The sequence below is a fragment of the Bacillus sp. JJ722 genome (assembly GCF_036963345.1).
Lineage (GTDB): Bacteria > Bacillota > Bacilli > Bacillales > DSM-1321 > Bacillus_AD.
The window spans coordinates 1-21377 of sequence record NZ_JBALMO010000086.1; the positions used below are offsets into that span (position 1 = coordinate 1).

At 33.3% G+C, this 21377-nt stretch carries 21 protein-coding genes and 1 pseudogene; 13 read left to right on the top strand and 9 right to left on the bottom strand.

Annotation, left to right across the window (positions count from 1 at the left end):
* Positions 1–76: 76 nt before the first annotated feature.
* The 4 genes from V7014_RS12145 to V7014_RS12160 all read right to left on the bottom strand — a co-directional run bounded on the left by V7014_RS12145 (position 77) and on the right by V7014_RS12160 (position 2981).
* On the bottom strand, positions 77–994 hold the full coding sequence (locus tag V7014_RS12145; RefSeq protein WP_335507443.1) for a DMT family transporter: 918 nt from the start codon (positions 992–994) through the stop codon (positions 77–79).
* Entirely contained in the window at positions 991–1395 is a 405-nt protein-coding gene (locus V7014_RS12150; RefSeq protein ID WP_335507445.1) for a reverse transcriptase-like protein, read from the bottom strand. The genes V7014_RS12145 and V7014_RS12150 overlap by 4 nt, the downstream gene beginning before the upstream one ends.
* Before the next feature lie 168 nt (positions 1396–1563).
* Positions 1564–2256, bottom strand: coding sequence for a queuosine precursor transporter (locus V7014_RS12155; RefSeq protein ID WP_335507446.1), 693 nt, complete (start codon positions 2254–2256; stop codon positions 1564–1566).
* A gap of 527 nt (positions 2257–2783) precedes the next feature.
* Entirely contained in the window at positions 2784–2981 is a 198-nt protein-coding gene (locus V7014_RS12160) for a hypothetical protein (RefSeq protein WP_335507448.1), read from the bottom strand.
* 221 nt (positions 2982–3202) lie between these two features.
* Between V7014_RS12160 and V7014_RS27260 the strand changes: the two are divergent.
* The 4 genes and pseudogenes from V7014_RS27260 to V7014_RS12175 all read left to right on the top strand — a co-directional run.
* Positions 3203–3721 (top strand): annotated as a pseudogene (locus tag V7014_RS27260) (MCP four helix bundle domain-containing protein); the annotation flags it as partial.
* A gap of 627 nt (positions 3722–4348) precedes the next feature.
* Entirely contained in the window at positions 4349–4900 is a 552-nt protein-coding gene (locus V7014_RS27265; RefSeq protein ID WP_438824908.1) for a methyl-accepting chemotaxis protein, read from the top strand.
* A 300-nt stretch (positions 4901–5200) separates the two neighbouring features.
* Positions 5201–5698 carry a DinB family protein gene (locus V7014_RS12170; protein ID WP_335507452.1) on the top strand — a complete coding sequence of 166 codons (498 nt, stop codon included), beginning with the start codon at positions 5201–5203 and terminating at the stop codon, positions 5696–5698.
* 156 nt (positions 5699–5854) lie between these two features.
* Positions 5855–6268: a DUF4262 domain-containing protein gene (locus V7014_RS12175; RefSeq protein WP_335507454.1), complete on the top strand. Its 414-nt coding sequence runs from the start codon at positions 5855–5857 to the stop codon at positions 6266–6268.
* Positions 6269–6310: 42 nt separating this feature from the next.
* Here V7014_RS12175 and V7014_RS12180 read toward each other — a convergent pair whose 3' ends face one another.
* Positions 6311–8041: a methyl-accepting chemotaxis protein gene (locus V7014_RS12180; protein WP_335507456.1), complete on the bottom strand. Its 1731-nt coding sequence runs from the start codon at positions 8039–8041 to the stop codon at positions 6311–6313.
* 424 nt (positions 8042–8465) lie between these two features.
* On the opposite strand from V7014_RS12180, the gene V7014_RS12185 reads away from it, so the two are divergent.
* The 7 genes from V7014_RS12185 (at position 8466) to V7014_RS12215 (ending at position 16398) form a co-directional block, all read left to right on the top strand.
* Entirely contained in the window at positions 8466–9521 is a 1056-nt protein-coding gene (locus V7014_RS12185) for an SDR family oxidoreductase (protein WP_335507458.1), read from the top strand.
* Positions 9522–9687: 166 nt separating this feature from the next.
* Positions 9688–10359 carry a ribonuclease H family protein gene (locus V7014_RS12190; RefSeq protein WP_335507460.1) on the top strand — a complete coding sequence of 224 codons (672 nt, stop codon included), beginning with the start codon at positions 9688–9690 and terminating at the stop codon, positions 10357–10359.
* Positions 10356–10559, top strand: coding sequence for a zinc-finger domain-containing protein (locus V7014_RS12195; protein WP_335507462.1), 204 nt, complete (start codon positions 10356–10358; stop codon positions 10557–10559). Before V7014_RS12190 ends, V7014_RS12195 begins: the two co-directional genes overlap by 4 nt.
* Before the next feature lie 72 nt (positions 10560–10631).
* Complete coding sequence (locus V7014_RS12200) at positions 10632–11627, top strand: HD-GYP domain-containing protein (RefSeq protein WP_335507464.1); 996 nt, start codon at positions 10632–10634, stop codon at positions 11625–11627.
* A gap of 85 nt (positions 11628–11712) precedes the next feature.
* Positions 11713–12525, top strand: coding sequence for an aminoglycoside N(3)-acetyltransferase (locus V7014_RS12205; protein WP_335507466.1), 813 nt, complete (start codon positions 11713–11715; stop codon positions 12523–12525).
* A 13-nt stretch (positions 12526–12538) separates the two neighbouring features.
* Positions 12539–13813: a class I SAM-dependent methyltransferase gene (locus V7014_RS12210; protein WP_335507468.1), complete on the top strand. Its 1275-nt coding sequence runs from the start codon at positions 12539–12541 to the stop codon at positions 13811–13813.
* Positions 13813–16398 carry an AAA family ATPase gene (locus V7014_RS12215; RefSeq protein ID WP_335507470.1) on the top strand — a complete coding sequence of 862 codons (2586 nt, stop codon included), beginning with the start codon at positions 13813–13815 and terminating at the stop codon, positions 16396–16398. Before V7014_RS12210 ends, V7014_RS12215 begins: the two co-directional genes overlap by 1 nt.
* 244 nt (positions 16399–16642) lie before the next feature.
* Here V7014_RS12215 and V7014_RS12220 read toward each other — a convergent pair whose 3' ends face one another.
* Positions 16643–17821, bottom strand: coding sequence for a YbfB/YjiJ family MFS transporter (locus V7014_RS12220; RefSeq protein ID WP_335507472.1), 1179 nt, complete (start codon positions 17819–17821; stop codon positions 16643–16645).
* Positions 17822–17932: 111 nt separating this feature from the next.
* Here V7014_RS12220 and V7014_RS12225 point away from each other — a divergent pair, with 111 nt between their 5' ends.
* The gene (locus V7014_RS12225; protein ID WP_335507474.1) at positions 17933–18808 is read left to right on the top strand and encodes a LysR family transcriptional regulator; all 876 of its coding nucleotides are present in this window, start codon (positions 17933–17935) and stop codon (positions 18806–18808) included.
* A gap of 61 nt (positions 18809–18869) precedes the next feature.
* The gene (locus V7014_RS12230) at positions 18870–19202 is read left to right on the top strand and encodes an antibiotic biosynthesis monooxygenase family protein (protein ID WP_335507476.1); all 333 of its coding nucleotides are present in this window, start codon (positions 18870–18872) and stop codon (positions 19200–19202) included.
* A 53-nt stretch (positions 19203–19255) separates the two neighbouring features.
* Here V7014_RS12230 and V7014_RS12235 read toward each other — a convergent pair whose 3' ends face one another.
* From V7014_RS12235 to dpsA, 3 genes are all read right to left on the bottom strand, one after another.
* Positions 19256–19813: a peroxiredoxin family protein gene (locus V7014_RS12235; RefSeq protein WP_335507477.1), complete on the bottom strand. Its 558-nt coding sequence runs from the start codon at positions 19811–19813 to the stop codon at positions 19256–19258.
* Positions 19814–19980: 167 nt separating this feature from the next.
* A complete protein-coding gene (locus tag V7014_RS12240; protein WP_335507479.1) occupies positions 19981–20217 on the bottom strand; it encodes a hypothetical protein in 237 nt (78 codons plus the stop codon).
* Between the two features lie 93 nt (positions 20218–20310).
* On the bottom strand, positions 20311–21207 hold the full coding sequence (gene dpsA / locus V7014_RS12245) for a dipicolinate synthase subunit DpsA (protein ID WP_335507480.1): 897 nt from the start codon (positions 21205–21207) through the stop codon (positions 20311–20313).
* Positions 21208–21377 lie beyond the last annotated feature (170 nt).

Sequence of the window (21377 nt, forward strand, 5' to 3'; positions counted from 1 at the left end):
AGTAAGAACCCGATTGGTTCAACTAACAATCGGTGGGGGATGGATGAGAATCCCCACCGATTAAAGTTTCACTTTATCATGATTCGATAGAGGATCTTTCTACAACAGATTGCTTCTTAACTGGCAATTCAGCAAAGATAATCCCTGCAAAAATGAGTACACAGCCAAATAGCATGGTAGTTGTAAATGTCTCATTGATTACGAAATATGAAGTAATAGCTGCAAAGACTGGTTCCATTGCAAATATTAATGCTACACGAGTTGGAGATGTGTATGCTTGAAAATATGTTTGAGCTAGAAAAGCAAAAGCTGTAGCCAATAGAGCAGTGATTAATAATCCGATCATGACTTCCTTTTGCATTAAAACATCGATACGATACATTTCTTTCGGTTTTTCTACGAATAAACTGACTACAAATGATAGTACGGAAACAGTTAAAATTTGTACGATTGTTAAGGGTAGTGCTTGATAGTGCTTCGCATATTTACTTGTTGTAATAATATGCATCGCAAAACATATCGCTCCTAGAAGAACGAAAAAGTCACCTTTACTGAAAGAAGCTGTTTGCAACATTGTAATCATATACAAACCAATCGTAGCACAACAAATACCGATAATAACATTACGGTTTGGTCGTTGTTTTAATAGAAAGAAGGAAAGTACGGGAACAAGGACGACGCTCAGCCCTGTTATAAAGCCTGTTTTGGCTGGTGTTGTGTATAATAATCCCACTGTTTGTAGTCCATATGCTAGAAAAAGCCAAAATCCTAACATTGCTCCTGATTGAATCGTCGCTTTATTAAATGTCTTCGTTTTTTTCTTCGAAAAAATAACATAAAAGATGGCTAAAGCTAGAAAAGCGATAAAGAAACGAACAGCGTTAAAGCTAAACGGTGTTAAAAATGATATCGCATCTTGAACGATGACAAACGTCGCTCCCCAAATAAAAACGACTAAAAGTAATGTCAAATCTGCTATTAACGATTTGTTCAATATGGTTCCCTTCCTTTTGCATCCCTTATTGCTTTACGAGCAAGTTCATCTGCCGATTTATTTTGGGAACTAGGAATCCACTTAATAAAAAACAGTGGTATATTTTTTGATAAGCCAACAGCTTGCTCTAATAAAGGAGCATATTTTTTGTTCTTAGTAAACTCTTTCTCCATAGCTGACCAGATCGCTTGTGAATCTGTGCGAATTGATACAGTTTGTGCTTGTTTTTGGCAACAAATTTCTAATGCTTTTATAAGTGCCCAATATTCCGCCTCATGATTTTCCATAATTCCTAAAGGAATGGAATGCCTCTCTACAATACCATTTTCAATGATAAAAATTCCTGCTCCACTCGGACCAGGATTACCTGCGCTTGCTCCGTCAATATATACTTCAATCATGTAAAAACCTCCAAATCTATAATATCAGTATATTTTAAAAATACAAAATATTATTTCTTTTTACAGAAGAAACTTTGAAACTTTTCAGTTATCTACGAAAAAAGATAGAGAATTAGTTTGTTAACTAATTACACTATCTTTTTTCATTGTTTATATTTTAGATTTGATTTATGCTTCTTTCTTCTCATCTTTAAATGTAAATCGCTTCGCAATATATCCGAAAGGTGTATCTAGAACAGATACGATGAACTTCAAGATATATGTGGTAAGGAAGATTTCAATCCAGACGTTGAACTCATACACTCCAAGGAAAGCAATGCTAGTAAATACCAGTGTATCAATAAACTGACTTATTAACGTACTACCATTGTTACGAATCCAAAATTGTCCGTCTGTTGGATATTTCTTTCGAAGCCAAGTAAATAGGTTTACATCTATGAATTGGCTTACTAAGAATGCAGCTAAACTTCCTAAGGCAACCCGTGGTAAAAGTCCAAAGATTGTTTCAAGTGATTCTTGTGCAATATCTGTTGTATGAGGTTGGAATAATAATACCATTTGCATAATAATGGTCATAGATAGAAGTGTGAAAAACCCTAGCCATACGGCTTTCTTTGCTTCTTCTTTTCCATAGCGTTCATTAATAATATCCGTTGCTAAAAATGCACTAGCATACATTGCATTTCCTAATGTTGATGTTAAGCCGAATATTTCAATTGTCTTAACAACTTGCAAATTAGCTAAGATAGTGGAACACCCAACCCAAGCAAATAATCCTTTCTTTCCAAAGAAACGATACATTAAGATCGCTAATGTAAAGTTTACAAGGGTAAACACTAAACCAAATATTTCATTAAACATAATTTTCCTCCTAGTTTTGATAACGGGGGAGTTTTCGAACCCCGGTTGTATCGTTGAATAGAAAAAGTGTTTGAAAATAGGGATTTAACAAGGTTAATCTTTCATTCTAAAATTGATTGGATTAACATATGCAAATCGATAATTTCCTAAGAAATAGTGACCACGAATGTGAGCACAGATTACGTTTAATTTGTCCACTTTTTCAATACAATATTATTAATAATATTGCAGATTAAGTAATAATACAATAAGTTTTTCAACTGGTATTTTAAGGAAATGAAGTAATATTATTTATTATCACACAAGTGATTTATAAATTTTTCTATGTTTATAATAATCCACCTCCTATGAAGGCAGTTCTATCATAAATATTGTAAAGAACAATTGAAATAATAAAAAACAATACTGAGATCATTATGGATGTTAGGATAGAATCCATCATTTAACATGCTTTGTAACTATTTTTCCTCATCGGTAAAATTAGGAATTTATTACTTGTCTTTTTTACACTACTGTCTTTAAACATTTCATAATTCCCTTTCTCTCAATATTTTTTGTGTGAAATTGACCATATTTTGAAATCTATTGAATTCTAAATACAGTGCTTCTTTGCCCTGTTCTGTAATACAATATGTCTTCTTTTTACGACTATCCGTTTCTTGTTTTACAGCTTCAATCAGTTTCTGCTTCTGAAGATTATTTGGTTGGATATGTAAAAATGTCATTCGAGAATAATTTTTGGATGAGTAATGCTATGTGTGATTTTAGGGCGACCTATTACTAGATTAAACTACTAGTTAAAATGATATAGTAGAAATTGTTTAGTTGGTTTATTATATTCACATAATTTTAATAAATCCCCTGCTGAATAATAGTAAATAAGACTTATAATATATAAATTAGACTGCAAATAGTTGGGGAGGAAGATATGAAGTTTTTTAAAAGGATGTCACTACTTGGGAAAATAAGTATTTTTAATGTATTACTAATTGTTGGTATGTTAATTATTGGTTTTTATTCAATCATTAATATTCATTCAGTTAATAGGAACTCTGAGGATTTATATAAAAATGATATGAGAGCTATTGCTTTATTAGGAGAATTAAAAACAAACGAACAACGCGTAAGTAGTTTAACTTTTAGAATGTTGTCGACAACCGATGAATCAGAATTGGACAGTATTAACAAAGAGATGCAAGCACTACAAACAAAAAATGATGAATTATTAAAATTATTGAAAAAGACGAGAATGAGTAAAGAACATGAAAATGTTATAAAAGAGCTAGAACAAGTAAATCAAAAATATCGAGAGGTTCAATTAAGTCTTACTGAAAATATTGTAAAAGGTCAAACGATCCAAGAGAATCGATCATTAAAAACGAGCATGATTTTGGCTGAAAAGCAACGTGACACGATTATAAATAATTTAGAAAAAGACGTTTTAAAAAATGCGAATAATAAAATGGAGGTTAACTCTGAAAAAGCAAAAAGTCTTACTACAAAAACGATTGTAACAATCATTATTGTCTTAATTTTTTCAATAATAATATTAATTTTTTTAAGCAAGTACATAAAACAATCAGTAAAATCTATCATTGATTTTTCTCAGGAATTTGGGAAAGGGAATTTAATAAACCGAGCAACGATCATATATGAAGATGATTTTGGTCAAATAGCTCAATCGTTAAATCAATCAGCGGATCAAATCCAAAGTCTAGTAGGTAGAGTAAGTCATACTTCTCAAGATTTAAGTGCTATGAGTGAAGAGCTTTCTGCAACGATAGAAGAAGTAAATGCTTCTATGGATGAAATTAATCATTCTGCTCAAGAGGTGGCATATGGCAGTGAAACCATTAGTGCAGCAACTGAAGAGGTAAATGCCACTACTCAGGAAATGTTAAGTAACGTTGTTCAAATTAAAGAAGAAATAGACGATGGCGTGGAAAATTGTCTGAAAATAAGAGGACGTGCAATCGGAGTAAAAAATACTGCAATTGAATCTTCAAATATTGCTCGTAATCTTTATGCTGAAAAACAACAATCTGTTCTTCAATCAATCGAAGAAGGAAAAATTGTTGCTGAAGTAAAAGTGATGTCTAATATAATTGCTGAAATTGCTAATCAAATTAATTTACTCTCCTTAAATGCAGCTATAGAAGCGGCAAGAGCTGGTGAACATGGCAAAGGCTTTGCTGTAGTTGCAGATGAAGTGCGGAAATTAGCTGATCAGTCAACCGCAACGGTTCAAGACATTCAAGAGGTCACAAATAGAGTGGAAAATGCTTTTGTGAAATTGTCTAGTAACGCTCAAGATATATTGACATTCATGGATAATAAGGTTCATAGTGATTATGATTCATTCCAAGAAAACGGAATGCAGTATGAGCAAGATGCCATCTTCTTTACTAAAGTGGCAAACGATATTGCTGTGTCAATGGATACAATGATGCAATCGACGGTAGAAATTCAAAATGCAATAGAAAATGTCTCGAAAGTATCAAATGAATCGGCTATAAGTTCAAATGCAATTAAGAATAATATTTCTGAAACACTGCAAGCTATCCAAAATGTAACTGATTCATCAATGCAACAAGCAACACTTGCTGAAAATCTAAATTTAGATGTAAGTGAATTTAAAATATAGTTTAAACTATATTTTGCTAAATCTCAGAATTGATTAATGAATAATCTAGTACCGGATGAAGCATGGTCCTTGTAAATGACACTATAAAAGTTTAAGCCCTTCCTTCATTGGAGGGGCTTAGTTGTTTAATAAGGATGATGTAAGTTAGTTGATTTATATTATTTGAAAACTACTTCTCAATAGAAAATTTACTTAAGTTGAAAAAAAGTAGCTATTTTAAATAAATAACAGAACATACGTTTGTATTTTCGGGTTTTTATGTTATACTATTCTTAATTAACATAGAAATGGGGAATTTAAATGGGTGAGGAAAATAACATTATTAGCACTTTCAAACAATATTCATCTTGGTTAAGCACATTAAAAGATATGGATGGGACATTGTGGTCTAAACCAATAGCTGAAGGTAAATGGTCTGTAAGTGAGATAATCGCTCATATTATAAATTGGGATCAACACCTTTTATCCGAAGTGATCCCATCAGTACGTAACGAAAAGGGGATGAATTTTCCTGATTTTGATACCTACAATAAAAAGGCATCTGAATACGCGAAATCAGGCATATCACAAGTAAAGCTACTTGAAGAAGCAAACGCTACAAGGGAACTACTTGTGAAAGAACTTAACGAATTACCAAAAGAAAAGCTACATAAACAATTAACTGCAAATGGAGTAACTTATTGCCCGCATACGGGAACACCGTATTCTCTTATATATATTGTTAAAGAATTTATAGAACATGATAACTACCATAAAAGACAAATCATACATTTATTAAAGGATAACAATTTGGCCTGATTCAAGTTGTTTTTGCACTTTTCAAGTTTTAATCACTTTCAACAAGTGGAAACTGCGGATTGTTTATAATCAACTTCACTTTGATCATCGTATTAGGTTGTTGATCAATTAGATGGTATAATACCATTATTGTTACAAGAAGGATAAGGTGAATTTATGGATAGTCATATTGAAAATAGTAAAGATTTTATTTCAGAAGAAAATCAAGCACTTTTAGATAAGCAAGGTTGGTTCTATCAATATGAAGAAGTTGGTTCTATAGCTAATATTCATACGCACGGATTAGCAGAGAACTTAAATCATTTCGATCTTCAAATTGTATTAAAGCTTGATGAAGAGTTGGTTCAAATGTTATTTAATACGATCATCGAAAATATTGCTGAAGGTTATAAGTATAGAGAAGGCCGCTCAAATCAAGTAATTGATGGTATCGAAGTGGAATTTAAGGTATTTGAGGAAGATGATCGAAAGGTATTACGATTAATATTACCTGATGAAGAAGGTCGTTTCCCAAATGATGAAGGATGCCAAGAACCATATAATAAGCAATATGTAGAACTAGAGAAATAATTGGAAAGCCTCCATACAGATGAAAGGAGGCTTTTTGTATTTCTATACTTTAAATTTGCTACTAATACCATACAGCTCCTGTGAAGCAGCAGACAAATCATCTACCAATTTATGAACTGCCTCCATAGAAGCAGTCATTTCTTGTGTAGAAGCAGAAACTTGTTCAATTCCTGCAGCATTTTCTTCTGAAGTTGCAGCAATATCATTAATCGAGTTTTTAATTTGTTTTTCTTTATGAACTACGTTTGATAGTTCGTTTTGCATAGAGTGTACAAAGTTATTGATAGATTCAATAGTAGATGCTATGTCTTCAAAAGCTTTATTTGTTTGATGAAGCGTAGTTCTGCCACTATCAACATTTTGTAAACCAGACTCTAGAATAGTAACCATTCTTTGTGAGTTTTTATAGACTTGCTCAAATATCTCATTAATTCCATTTACTGATTGGGCTACACCATTAGACAATTTCCGCACTTCATCCGCAACAACTGCAAACCCTCTGCCATTTTCTCCTGCTCTAGCTGCTTCAATGGCCGCATTTAAGGCTAGCAGATTTGTCTGTTCAGCAATATCACTAATAAGTGTCATTAATGAAGATATTTCTTGATTTTGTGCTTCTACTTTTTTTACTTCGTCTACTGATTGAGTAACGATATTGTATATATCTTCCATTTGTTGATTATACGTATTTATTAATTTAGTTCCGTGATGAGAACTATGTAGAACAGTTGTAGTTAAATTTTGCAAAGAATTCCCTTGCTTATTCGTGTTGTCTATGAAATCCGTTAATTCATTCATATCAATTGTTATATTTGTAGAAGAATGCGCTTGTGATTCAGTACTTGCAGCCATTTCATCCATTGTCATGGAAACTTGACGTGTACCTTCGTTCATTTCACGGAACGTATTATTTAAGATTGAACTTTCTTCATTTAATTTAGAAGACATGGTCAATATTTCTTTTATTATATTTTCTAGTGTGTCTGTCATATTTTTTATAATTGTATATAGTTGTCCAATTTCATTCCTGGACGAATATTTATTATCTTTAAACAATTGCTTTGCCTTTGCAATTTCACCGTGCGTGATGGCTCTGGAAACATGTGTTAAATGAGTAAGTGGGCTTAGCTTTTTATGAATATAGATATGGACGATGATCAGAATGACCAATGTGATACCAATTGAAATTGTAAATATAATAGGAATCGAGTTATTTAGCACATCTCTTTTTACAGAAGATACAAATTTAGCATCTGTATCAATTCCTAATATACCTATGACTTTACCTTCTTTGTTTTTGATTGGTGCAAAAGCTGACAAATATTCTCCAAATTCGGGATCATTAATAATATCTGTACTGCTTGCTTCACCATTTAAAACTGGTCCCATTTCTTTCATTGATATAACAGCATTTTTTTCTCCTATAGGAATGGTATCTTCAATTTTTGCTTCACCATCAATCATGTATTTTATATTGTCGCCTTCTACTGCTAGGGTGTACATATAAAGTGCACCGTGTTTGTTCTTGTATTCTATTAATTCATTTTGAAATTGCTTATATGCGTCGTTTGTTGTTGGATCATTAAGGAATTGTTCGTAAAGGTCAGGATCTAATTCTGAGGCAATACGATTTGCATTTAATAAGCTATTTTCTTTAAATGTTTGTTTAACGGAAATTGATGAATTGTAGTAAATAACGACTAAATTAACAATTAATAAAACACCAATTAATAAGGATAGTAAAATAATTACAGCGTGTTTGATCGACTTCATTTAATCACCTCTTAGAGAGCAAGTATGCTATTGTTTCTATTGAATTTAATAAAGATAGTAACACTTATGGGATAAAATGTCTATTTTGAATTGTGGGAAAAGTGGTACTATTTTAATGTCGTAATTTTATGGCTATTTGTTAAAATGTTTTTTTTGAATGGGTTTTAAGAGGATTTAAGATTAAAAGATAATGATGATACTGTGTATCTTAGCAACAGTACCTAGTCTTGATATGCTTATGTTTATTAGGGTTTTTTATAATTTTCATAATTAAATTTATATTCGATAGTTAATGGGGTTATTTGGGAATTGAGTAAATTTACTAATAATTCCCTAAATTTAATAATGATTTTTCTATCCTAATCCTAGTGAAAATAAGGTAAACTAATAATGGTAAATCAGCACTATTAGGAGTGTAGACATAATGCGTGTATTATTAACAGGAGCGAATGGTTTTTTAGGTAAGAGAGTAGCTAAAGATTTATTAAAGGATGGTCACGAGCTATTGTTACTTGTAAGAAACGCTAAAAAACTAGATCGTTTTATGCAAGAAATAACAAGTGATCAACAAAAAGCAAATGTACGAATTATTGAAGGTTATATAACATCTGAGAATCTAGGGTTAGATGAAGACATGATAAAAGAGCTTGAGGGTAAAATTGATGCCGTTTTTCATATGGCCGCTCTTCTATCATTTGACGAAAAGGATGAAGCATTGACGCATGAAGTAAATGTGACTGGTACAAAACATGTCTTGGACTTTGCGGTGAACATTCAATGTGAAAAATTCTTATATGTTAGTACAGCCTATACAATCGGTAATGAAACAAAAGGAGCTGAGGCTCTATATTCACAAGCGAGAGAATTTGTGAATAGCTATGAAAGAACGAAATGTGAAGCAGAACATTTAGTAGATTCATATAGCAATCAAATCTCCGTTGCTATTTTGAGACCAGCGATTATCATTGGAGATTCTGTTACGGGTAAAGCTGAAACGAGTTTTGGATTATATGGGATTTTAAAAAGTTTAAAACTGTTAAAACGTAGAATGGCTAGAAAGCCTGAGCTTCAAACTCTACCATTTCGATTAGTAATGGATCGAGATGTGGCATCGAATATTGTGCCAGTTGATTACGTTTCCTCTGTTCTAGTGGCCGCACTTAAATATTGTAAAAACCGAGATATACTAAACATTACGAATCCAGAACCACCAAGACAAGATGTAGTTCTCCAATTAATTAGGGAATATATGGAACTTCCTAATCTTGAAACTATTCAGCATGGTTCAGAACATCAATTACGGGATGATGAATTAGAATTTAATAAACCATTATCCGTATTCGCTAACTATTTGGGTCGTAATATCCATTTTCCATGCGAAACAACAGCGAATATTTTAAGACAAGCTAACAAGCCTATACTAGATATGGATGAAAAGATGTTACAAACAATTATTAAAGGATATATTGGAAATAAATAACAAGGGTGAGCTTCGATTATGAAGCTCATTTTTCAATGGTATGGAATAAATATTACAAAATAACAAAGGAAAATATTTGTTTAAGTATACAAAGTGAGCTGTTGTAGTAAAATTAGTTATAATATGTATTCAGATTGAATGTAGAAGAAAGGGGTATTTCATTAGGATGAAAGTATACATGACATGGACGTATAAACATGCGAAAAAACAATCTTGCACGTTTCAATCAGATTTTATAAACGGTAGGGACGCGCTTGTTATATGTGAAGATCTTGAAAAAACTGGGCGAGCGCATCAAATAGAATTTTATGACGAAAGAGATACGGTGTGGAATAAGAAGGAATTGACGAAACTTCTTACAGAAATAAAAGAAGAACCGCAGGATGCTGTTGTCTATTTCGATGGTGGTTATTTGAAAGAAGATCGTTTAGCGGGCCTTGGTATGATTGTATATTATACTCAAAATGAAGTATCTTATCGTAAGAGGCAAAATAAGCGAATGGAACAATTAACGTCAAGTAATGAAGCTGAATATGCTGCTTTTTATGAAAGTTTATGTATATTAGAAGATCTGGGTGTTCATCATCAAACATGTACTTTCAAAGGTGACTCGCATGTTGTGTTGCAACAGCTATCTGGCGAATGGCCTTGTTTTGATGACTTGTTTAATACATGGTTAGATCGAATTGAAGAGAAGATGAAGAAGCTGGGGATACATCCTATATATGAACCAATTTCAAGAAAGGAAAACAAAGAAGCAGATGCACTGGCTTCACAAGCTTTAGAAGGTACTCATATTGACAGTGTAATGAAGCTGACTTCAAAGGGTGACATATGAGTAAGAAGCAGGAAAGACAATTATTATTACAGCAAATTGAAGAAACATTGACTTTGTATTGTAATGGATGTTTTCTTCATAGTCATCATAAGAAAGATTTTGGTAGAACTTATGCCCATCAATATTGTCTTTCGTCCTGTACGATTGGAGAAGAATTGAAGAGCTTTGGCGAGAAATTAAATTATGTTACAGACAGCTGACTATAGAAAAAATCATTGGTTTCCACGCCATAAACTGGTAACATAAAAGAAAAATAAGAATGGTGTGATAGTATGTCACATAATAACGAATTTTCATTTGAGAAAAAAATTACTCCTTTATCACATGAAGAAATTGATCAACTATTGTTAAATTATCAGGATGAAGACTATGTTATACCGCCATTTGAAATGAAATCGGTTGATTACATCGGAAAGAATGATGAAATATCCCGAAATGTGGAAGAAGCTACTTTGCAAATGTCTGAAATTTTTCAATTTGTGAAAAATAAAGATGAATTACCACTCACTGAGATTAAGAATGAAATAGTTCCTTTGATTGAAAAGGCAACAAACATTCCACATGTGTTTCATTTATTCGATGAATTGCAACAGAAAGATGAATATACTTTTAGACATAATATATGTGTCGGTGTGATAGCTGGACTAATAAGTAAATGGTTAGGAATAAATGAAGAAACTAGAAGAGAAATAGAATTAGCTGGATTGTTACACGATATAGGGAAAACGAAAGTTCCACAATATTTATTACATAAAAAAGCTCCATTAAATGATATAGAATTTCAAGAAATAAAGAAACATACTTTGTATGGATATGGGTTATTAAGAAGAACGGAGAATTTACCAGAAGGCGTGTCTATTACGGCTTTACAACATCATGAGAGAGACGATGGATGCGGTTATCCTTTTCGTCTAAATGGTACACAAATCCATCCATACGCCAAGATTGTGTCGGTGGCTGATGTATTCCATGCTCTATCCTCAGATCGTTCGTATCGTAAAGCAATGCCGTTCTACGAGGTTATTATGAAAATGCAAGATGATGTTAAAGGACGGTTTGATACGGAAGTTTTAATAGTATTTATTAGAAGAATGTTAGATTCGTTAATTGGTAAGAAAGTAAGGTTAACGGACGGTCAGATCGGTACAGTCATACATAATCCTCCATATCATCCGATATGTTCATTAATAAAGTTAGAAGATGACCAAATAGTAGATTTGCAGGAAAAAAGACATTTGCAAATTGCTAAAGTATTAAAAGAGCATTAGGGTATAATAGCTTGCAGAATCCTTTTGATTTTGCAAGCTTTTTTCTATGTTATACTAACACTTGATTGTGAGGAGGAGACGCATGATGTCGAGACAAATAAAACCTATGAAGGCTCCGAATACCACATATAGTTTAATGGAAGATTTCCGGAATTTAGGGTTACAATCAGGCATGAATATCATTGTTCATTCTTCTTTAAAGTCATTAGGGTGGGTATGTGGTGGTCCTGTTGCAGTTGTTGAGGCACTTATGCAGGTAATTGGGGATGAAGGCACCATTGTCATGCCGACTCATTCAGCTGATTTGAGTGAACCGTCTTATTGGGATAGTCCACCAGTTCCAGTAGAGTGGTGGGAGACGATTCGAAATGAAATGCCTGCTTTTAATCCGAAAACAACCCCAACACTAGCAATGGGGAAAATCGTTGAATGCTTTAGAACTTATGAAGGAGTAGTGCGATCTTATCATCCAACATGTAGTTTTGCAGCTTGGGGAAAACATAGTAATTATATTACGAAAGATCACTCACTTGCATTTTCTTTATGCGAAGAATCTCCGTTACAAAAACTATATGAGATTGATGCACATATTTTATTGATCGGTGTTGGATATGATAACAATACATCATTGCATCTTGCCGAATGCTTTGCTAATTCTTGTTATTCTTGTCAACAAGGATCACCAATCATAGAAAACGGTGTTCGCGTGTGGAAAGAGTATGAGGATTTTATATATGATGTGGAGTCCTTTAATGAAATTGGATTTGAATTTGAGCGAAATTATCCTGTTTCGGTAGGAAAGGTCGGCTTAGCTGAGTGTCGACTTATTCCACAAAAACCGTTAGTTGATTTTGCAGCTAAATGGTTGTTGAAAAGAAAAGTAGATGGTTTTAAATGAAAGGGGACACGATATGGCAATAGTAAGTTTAACTTCTGAAAACCCATCGTTTTCATACGTTATTAAGAAAAATCCTAATGGGGATATGACATTACGAGGTATAAGAAAAGGCATTGCTTGTGGGTGGTATTCCAATGAGCAAACCTACAATATTTATTTTAAAGATGGTGAAAATGATATTTCATTTAAGCAAAATCATCAAGAATTCTATGAGTACTTGAATCTTTCAAGATACAATACACCTTTATTTCCTTTAAATGCGATTAATGAGTTCTTTGCTCATGTTTTAAAGAATAGAGATGAGCGCGATATAGCAGGATTTCAGCATACCTTTCATGTAAATATGGTGTTTATGAAAGGTGAAAGATACTTACAGATTTTTAAACGACATTTTCAAGGGTTTGATATAGACGCAACACCAATTTGTCATAATAATTATCAAATTAAAATCAGCACATATCAAAGCTTGCAAAGCTTAATGCAATATTCCATTTTATTTTTTCTATTTCTAGCAATGGTAGGGAAAGAACATTTAGATGTCCCGGATGAGTTGGCTAATAAATATATTGATATTATGAATGAATTGGAAAGTCCGTATTTTATTCGCTATCTTTTTGTCAAGAATGTGATTAAAGAGAAACGTCAATTTAAAAATCTTCGTCATAAATTAGAGCAATCAAAGCATGAACTTCTAAAGTTCCAATATGGAAGTACAGCTGAACAAAGAAAACAAGTAATTGAACAAATTTTACCGTTTGATAAACAAATAGTAGATATCGGTTGTGGTGAAGGAGCTTATGCAATTCCATTTGCTCAAAAACTAGATGATCAAGTCTATCATGCTATTGATATCGACGTAGAGTTGTTACATATTGTGAGAAAGAAAATGAAACGAAAAAGCATTAGCAATGTAAAAACATACTCTGAATTAGATTCTTATTTGCAATCGTATCATGATGAAAAGGTTGATGTTCTATTAACTGAAGTTGTTGAGCATATGCAAATGGAGGATGCTGAAGCGCTTGTAACACAAATTCTTAAAAATATTACTTTTGGTTGTTTCATATTGACTACTCCGAACCGCGAATTTAATACGTATTATGAACTAGAAGGCTTCCGACATGATGATCATAAGTGGGAAATGACAACAGATGAATTTCAACAATGGGTGAAGAACATAGTTCGAAACGATAATGTAGAATTATCATTCATTTCCATAGGTGACAGTGTCAACAATATTCATACAACTCAAGGTGTTGTCATAAAGAAAGTAGGGGAATCAAAATGATGATTTCAACGAAAATGCATACTATTTTTCTTATGGTAGGTGCTTCAGAATCAGGTAAAACTACATTTTCTAAAAAAATATTAATACCACAGCTTCAAATTGAGCATGAGAATAAGAACTATCGAAGCAATGTTCAATACATTTCTTCGGATGAAATAAGGCAGCAATTATTAGGTTATAACTATCATAAACATAGTCAAATTATGCTTGAAAGCAGTAAGCAAGCTTTTGAATTATTGTTCCAAAGATTGCGAGCAGTTACAACATTTCCTGTAAATGCTGACTTCGTAATCGTTGATACGACCGGTTTATCTGATGACTTTCGAGAAGAAGTAAGGAAAGTGGCACAAGAGCATCATTATAATCTTGAAGTTGTTCTGTTTGATTATGATAACTATAAAGATTATTTCACAACGGATTGTGATAAGAAGATTGTTGAAAATCATGTGCAACGATTGAAGCGTGATGTAGTGAAAACCTTAACAAGGAAGAAATATAATGCTGTTCATCGTATTAAAGCAAAGGATTTCTACAATTGGGAGCGAAAAGAAGCAAATCCTTTATACACAGTTAACATCAGAGATTGGGAGCGGTACGCATCTCATTTATTAGACCGTAATTATAATTATATTATCGTTGGAGATGTCCACGAAAGTATAGATGATTTGAAAGCATTATTATCGCATTATGGATACATCATAGATGGACAGAATATGCTTAGTACGGAGAAAACAAAGGATTATCGAATTATTCTTAATGGTGATTGGATTGATAAAGGACGTCGTACGAAAGAAACCATCGAATTTATTTATCATAATTTGGAGTTTTTCTTGTTGGGTAAAGGCAATCATGAAAACTTCATATTTAAATATTTGTCGGGTAAATTGGATGGAAGTATGGTCGATCAAGAAACCATTGATAATTATTTTACAAGCATTGAGGTTTTAGCAAATGATAGAAACTTGCAGGAGCAGTTCTTTTATTTAGTGGAGCATTCAAAAGAATTTTACCGATATATCGGTATCGATCGTTCTTCTTATTACGCAACTCACGCACCATGTGAGAATAGATATATTGGAAAATTGGATAAAACTTCATTGAGAGGGCAAAGAAACTTCCGCTTGAATCGTGGCGAAGCAATTGAACCACAATTAAACTTTATTAAAGAGGAAGCGTCATCCCATGCTCCATTCCATATTTACGGTCATGTTGCATGTAAAGAAATTGCTACGGTAAACAATAAGATCAATCTTGATACAGGATGTACAGATGGAAATAAATTATCTTCTGTTATTATTCGGCATAATAGACCTGTATTTAAGCAAGTTAAATCAAAGCAAACGTTGAGAAAAGAGCTACCACTACTATTTGCTAAGAAAGAGAATGTGGCTGTTGAGACGTTAGATATCCATGATCAAAGAAGACTAGAGTATGTGTTAAAGAACAAAATTAATTATATTTCAGGAACGATGTCTCCAGCAGACAAGGATGAAGAGAATAGTGTGTTGGAATCATTGCAAAAAGGCTTACACTATTTCCAAAAGAAAGGTGTAGAAAAAGTTGTCTTACAGCCTAAGTATATGGGCTCAAGATGCAATGTCTATTTACATCGAGATTTAGCTAAGAGCTATGCAGTTAGTCGTAATGGATATAAAATCAAAAATATTGATTTAACTCAAGCATTACAGGAACAGCATGATAAATTCATACCATATATGAAGGGACAAAAGATCGAATTAATGCTGCTTGATTGTGAGTTAATGCCTTGGCGTACGTTAGGTGAAGGTTTAATAGAAGAGCAATTTGATAGTTATAGTAAAGCTATTGAAGCGGAAATCTCATTTTTGCAAAATAGTGGTTTTGAGGAGAAATGGCTAGAGTTATCGAGTAATTATCAAAATAGTAACTTTGAACAGGATTCCTCAGAGCTAACTAAAAAAGAGCTAATTAAAATACATGGACCGACCTATCAAACATATAAAAATAAAAAAAGTATTCAACAGTCCATTGTATCTTTAGAAAAGCAGGCAACTGGATTAGCAACCTTCAATGAACAACTTGATTATTATGCTGAAAATGGTCCAATTACATTAAAGCCATTTACGATTTTAAAAGTAGTGAAGAGTGATGGTGATGAAGAAAGGCCGATGTTAACAGCTTCAGAAATGTTCGCATTTGTTAGTGATGATGAATATCACGTTGTTGATTTCAAGGATGAGCATTTTTATGAGAAAGCATTGCGGTTCTACGAAACGTTAACGGTGGAACGTCATATGGAAGGTGTAGTTATAAAGCCAGAGATAATGAAAAATGGTGTAGCTCCGTTTCTTAAAGTGCGCAATGAAAACTATTTAACTTTAGTGTATGGCTATGATTATAAATTGCCGCATAAATATAGTAAGTTAATCAAGCAGAAAAACACGGGAGCGAAGTTACGAACTTCTATGAAGGAGTATGCACTAGCTGAAGAAATGCTTTCATTTAAATGGAGTGAGATATCTCTGGACAATACAGCCTATAAGCAAGTTGTTGCGAACATGCTTTTTGAGACGAAGAAGGAGAAAGAGATTGACCCACGATTATAGGGGAAAGGGGCTGTCCGAAAAGTGATTTTCAATCACTTTTCGAACGCCCTTTTACGCTTTGTTAGCCCTCCAAGGTTTACGTGAAAGAGATAAACTCGGCTGTTATGTTAGAGTACCTATATTTGGCGCGCTTGATCTAGATGAAACCTATGTATCATATTAAAAAATACTTTCCCATCAATCAAACAAAAATATCAAATAGGACTTATTGGACAACCTCTTGCATGATGGGAAACGATGAAATTTACGCTTTAGTTACTAAAGAGGTTTGTTGATACTTAGATGTGGACCACTTTCCTACCAATAAAATAATGATTGATACTATTTCTAAAGAACCCGCTAATAGGAGAGCTAATTTGTAATTGCCTGTATACGAAGCTAGGCTACCAGCGATGCTTGGACCAATCATTTGGAACAAGGCATAGACTGAAGTGATTATGCCAATCACTTTATGACTATTAGTTGGAGATAATTGTCGGGCGTACGCCGTGCTCATTGTAGTAATTCCCATGAAGGTTAAGCCAAAGAGAATGGCAGACATGAAGATACTAAACATTGACTGTGAAAAAACAGGTAAAATAACACCGATGAATTGTAATATGAATGCTAAGCAAAGTGAGTAAATGGCATTTCCTTTATTCATAATGGAAATCCATAAGAAAGTAGATGGAATTGCTGCCAAACCCACAAAAACCCAAGTGTAAGATGAAAATGATTGTAGTGATGGGATACTGTGTACAATGTCAACGATAAATGTAGCAGTTACGATGTAACCAAATCCTTGTAAACCGTAAGCTACAATTAGCCAAGGTAGATACCGATTCATTGTTCCATTCTTTTCTGGTAAGCTTTCTAAATGTTTAGTTAGATGCAAATTCCTCCATAGTGTAATTGCGATTACACCTAAAACAATGGTTAGAATACCTAATCCAATCCACGTTCCTTTCCAAGTAAAATATGAATGTAATGGTGGAACGAAAAGCCCCGAAATAACAATACCTAATCCTACGCCACTATAGAGGAGACCTGACCAAGGTGCGAGATTTTTAGAGGCTAAATAATCAAGCATAATACTTGAAGTTAATACGAAAATAAATCCGCTGGTAAAACCAGCTACGAGTCGAAGGATAAACCAAATGATTATATCATCTGACACGCCCATAAACAGTATAGAAAAAATATTAATGGCGACATTCCATAGCAAAATTCTTTTTTTATTGCCACGTATAATACTGGCAAGTAGAGCCCCGGCTAAATAGCCAACATAATTACTTGAAGCGAGATATCCTGCGGTTTTGGCAGTGAAACCTATCTCATCTTTCATCAGGGGAAGTATGGGTGTATATGCAAAACGGCTTATACCCATAGCGATTATAAGGAACAATATACCACCTATAATAAATGAAAATGATTGCTTGTTCATGGGAAATCTCTCCTTTTCTTACAGTTGATTATAATTTAAACTGAGTATTATGAATAATGAATGATTTTGAAAGAACATATCAATATTTTTGATACCAGGTGGTGAAGAAATATGGATTTTTCAAGTTTAGTAGTATTTAAAACAGTAGCTAAGGAAGGAAGTATTTCGAAGGCTGCTAAATCATTACAATATGTGCAATCTAACGTAACAACAAAAATCAAAGCGCTTGAAGAGGAATTAGAAACGGTATTATTCCATCGACATAGTCGGGGCGTAACATTAACGTCATCAGGTCAAACATTATTAAATTATGCTGAACAAATTCACTTTCTCATTGATGAAGCAAAGAAAGCGGTACGAAATTATGATGTTCCTCAAGGATCCATTAGTATTGGCTCGATGGAAACGACAGCGGCAGTTCGCTTGCCGAGGATATTAACTAGTTATTCTTGCCAATATCCTAACGTAGAAATCTTATTAGAAACGGATACAACTGCTCAGTTGATTGAAAGTGTGCTATCTTACGAGCTAGAAGGTGCATTTATTGGAGGAAATGTACAACATCCTGATTTACTTACTATTCCTTATCTAGAAGAAGAGCTTGTCCTCATTTCAGCAAATCATTGTGAAGTAATTGATTATAAGAATACAAAATTACTCGTATTTCGAAATGGGTGTACCTATCGAACTAAGCTTGAGAAATGGTGTCATGACTATGGTGTAGTTTCCTCTCGAATCATGGAATTTGGCTCCTTGGAGGCTATTATTGGCTGTGTTTCAGCAGGCATGGGGATCTCACTAGTTCCACATTCTGTCGTATCAAATAAACTTGATGCAGGTGAATTGCGTGGAATTCATTTACCTAAAGAATATGCTTCCGTTACAACGAACTTTATCCACCGTAGAGACTTATTTAGTACAACTGCATTTCTTGCATTTTTAGAGAAATGCGAAATGATAAATAAAACTGCAAAAGAAAATAATTGATTATGATAATCATTTTCAATTATAATTAAGTTAAGATTTTGAAATTTTGGAGGATATATTCATGTTTATTCAAATGAAAACAATGCAAATAGAAGAAGGGCATTCTGACAAACTAGTAGAACGTTTTGCAGGGGCTGGTATTATCGAGCAGCAACCAGGTTTCCTTGATTTAAGTATTCTTAAAAAGAAACAACGTAGAGGAAATGAAGAAGCGATTATTATGATCCGTTGGGAATCTGAAGAAGCATGGAAAGCATGGGAGAAGAGTGATGTTCATCTTGCGGGTCATCGAGAAAACCGCGGTAAACCAGGTCCTTCGTTTATATTAGATAGTAAGCAAGAAGTGTTTCATGTGTTAGGGCAGAAGGGTTATGTAGAACCTTTAGCTAAATAAATGAAAATCCGAGCAAAATCGAGTAGAGATACTCTGTATTTTGCTCGGATTTTTTACATCTCACTTACATATTTCTGCATTGTTTCTTCATCCATTGGTCCGATAATTTTTTGATGTATGATCCCTTTTTCATTTATGAAGAAGCTTGTTGGAATGGTCAGTATTTGATACGTACGGCCGACGATGCCTTTTTCATCAAGAAGAATTGGGAAGGTAAGCTTATAATCATTGGCGAATTTATGGACGATTTCTAAACCGTTATCTTGATTTGTTAAATTTACGGCAAGAATGGTAATATCTTTGTCTTTATTACTTTGATAATAGTTTTGCATATGTGGCATTTCTGCTTTACATGGTGGGCACCATGTAGCCCAGAAGTTTAAAATGACTTTCTTTCCTTTAAAGTCTGATAACTTTACCGTTTTACCATCTAAAGTGTTTAATGTAAAGTCAGGCGCTTTTTCCCCTATCTCGTTACCAATTTCAGCAGATGATGACACTTCTGTGGTCAAGTCTGCTTTTTTGTTTTTGATGTTATGTTGCCAAATGTTAATGCTAATAAGTATTATGAAAGCTACAAGAATCAGAGTATTGATTATTTTTCTTTTCACGATTGTTGTTCCTCCATTTTAAATGGTTGCATTATGTACCGTGTTAAAAAATGCTTCTCTACCACATGAGTATTTACAAGCGGCAGAGAGGGAATTTAAACCATTAATAACCTATATAGTATTATATTACAGAAAGATGAAACGGATAGAATGTAATATGATTGCGTTTAATAGCCAGTAAATGAAAATACAAAAATAAATGACAAGATTACAAAAATAATATATAAAGCAATGGCGATAGCTACCATTATTAACTGAGCTTTAGCATAATTCTTTCTAATAATATTCCCTTCACCAAAAGCCCATACAAACAACAAAACAATGTTTACAATCGGGATGATTAAGAGAATAAGTGTAATTACCCAATCTTTTACCGACATAATTCTATTGTTGTTTTGATCCACCTATGCATTCCTCCTATGATGAGTTAATAATAGCGAGGCTAGCTCGCTATTTAAATATATGTAGAAATGCATGTAACATGAGTACAAAACGAACTATTCATGTATTGAGTGAATAGTTGTATCATTTAACACTTCAATAATTGTATTAGCTAGTATTTCTCCAGCTGTTTGTGGAGCTGTTTTTCCAGGTAATCCAAGTGGCCAGAGTGTTTTGATTTCACGCTTCTTAGCAAATTCAAAGTCTGTTCCACCAGGTTTGGAAGCGAGATCAATAATGAGTGTACTCGTATCCATACTTTTAATAATGTCGGCAGTAAGAATCGGGGCTGGCACTGTATTAATGCATAGATCATATTGATGGATTTGTTCTTGTAAAGATTCTGACGTAATTGGTGAATAGCCCATTTCGATAATACGAGCTAGATGAGTTTGGGTTCTAGCCATCACACTTACATTGGCACCAATACGTGAAAAAATACGAGCTATTGTAAAACCAATTCTACCAAATCCTAAAACTAATACATTAGAACCGTGAATGGTTCTTGAGGTATGTTGAATTGCTAACATTAAAGTACCTTCTGCAGTTGGAATCGAATTTAGAATCGCAACATCATCTCTTTCGAACAGAGCTATTGTCTTTCTTTCATCCTTGGCAAGTAATTCGGAAATGAACGTTGTTTTTACACCTGTTAAAATGAGACAATCTTGTCTTGTAGAAGACAAGAAGTCCTTCGAAATTGTTAGTTCACTATCGGAATACGAAGCTTCTATTTTACCGTGTAAATCAATACCTGGTACAGGAAAGATCAGTACATCAGCATTTTTGAAGTTCATTTCGTTTAATTTTAGTTTTGTTACATTGTTTAAATCGATAGATAGGTTTTCGAAACCAATTAGAAATAATGTTGTTTTAGATGCATGAAGAGCTTTTATAACTTCAATTTGTCTAGCGTCTCCGCCGATAATAGCAACCTTTAAGTTTCTTAACATCTTTTATCACCTCGGTAGGATATATGTTTTTTACATGTTAGATTAGAATATGAAATTATTTTGTAGAGTAGCACATATAGAAAAAAATGGATGCGGATAAGATTGAAATTGAAAACTTCAAAAAAAGTATTGCATAAATTAAAGAAACCATATATATTATTAATTGTTCT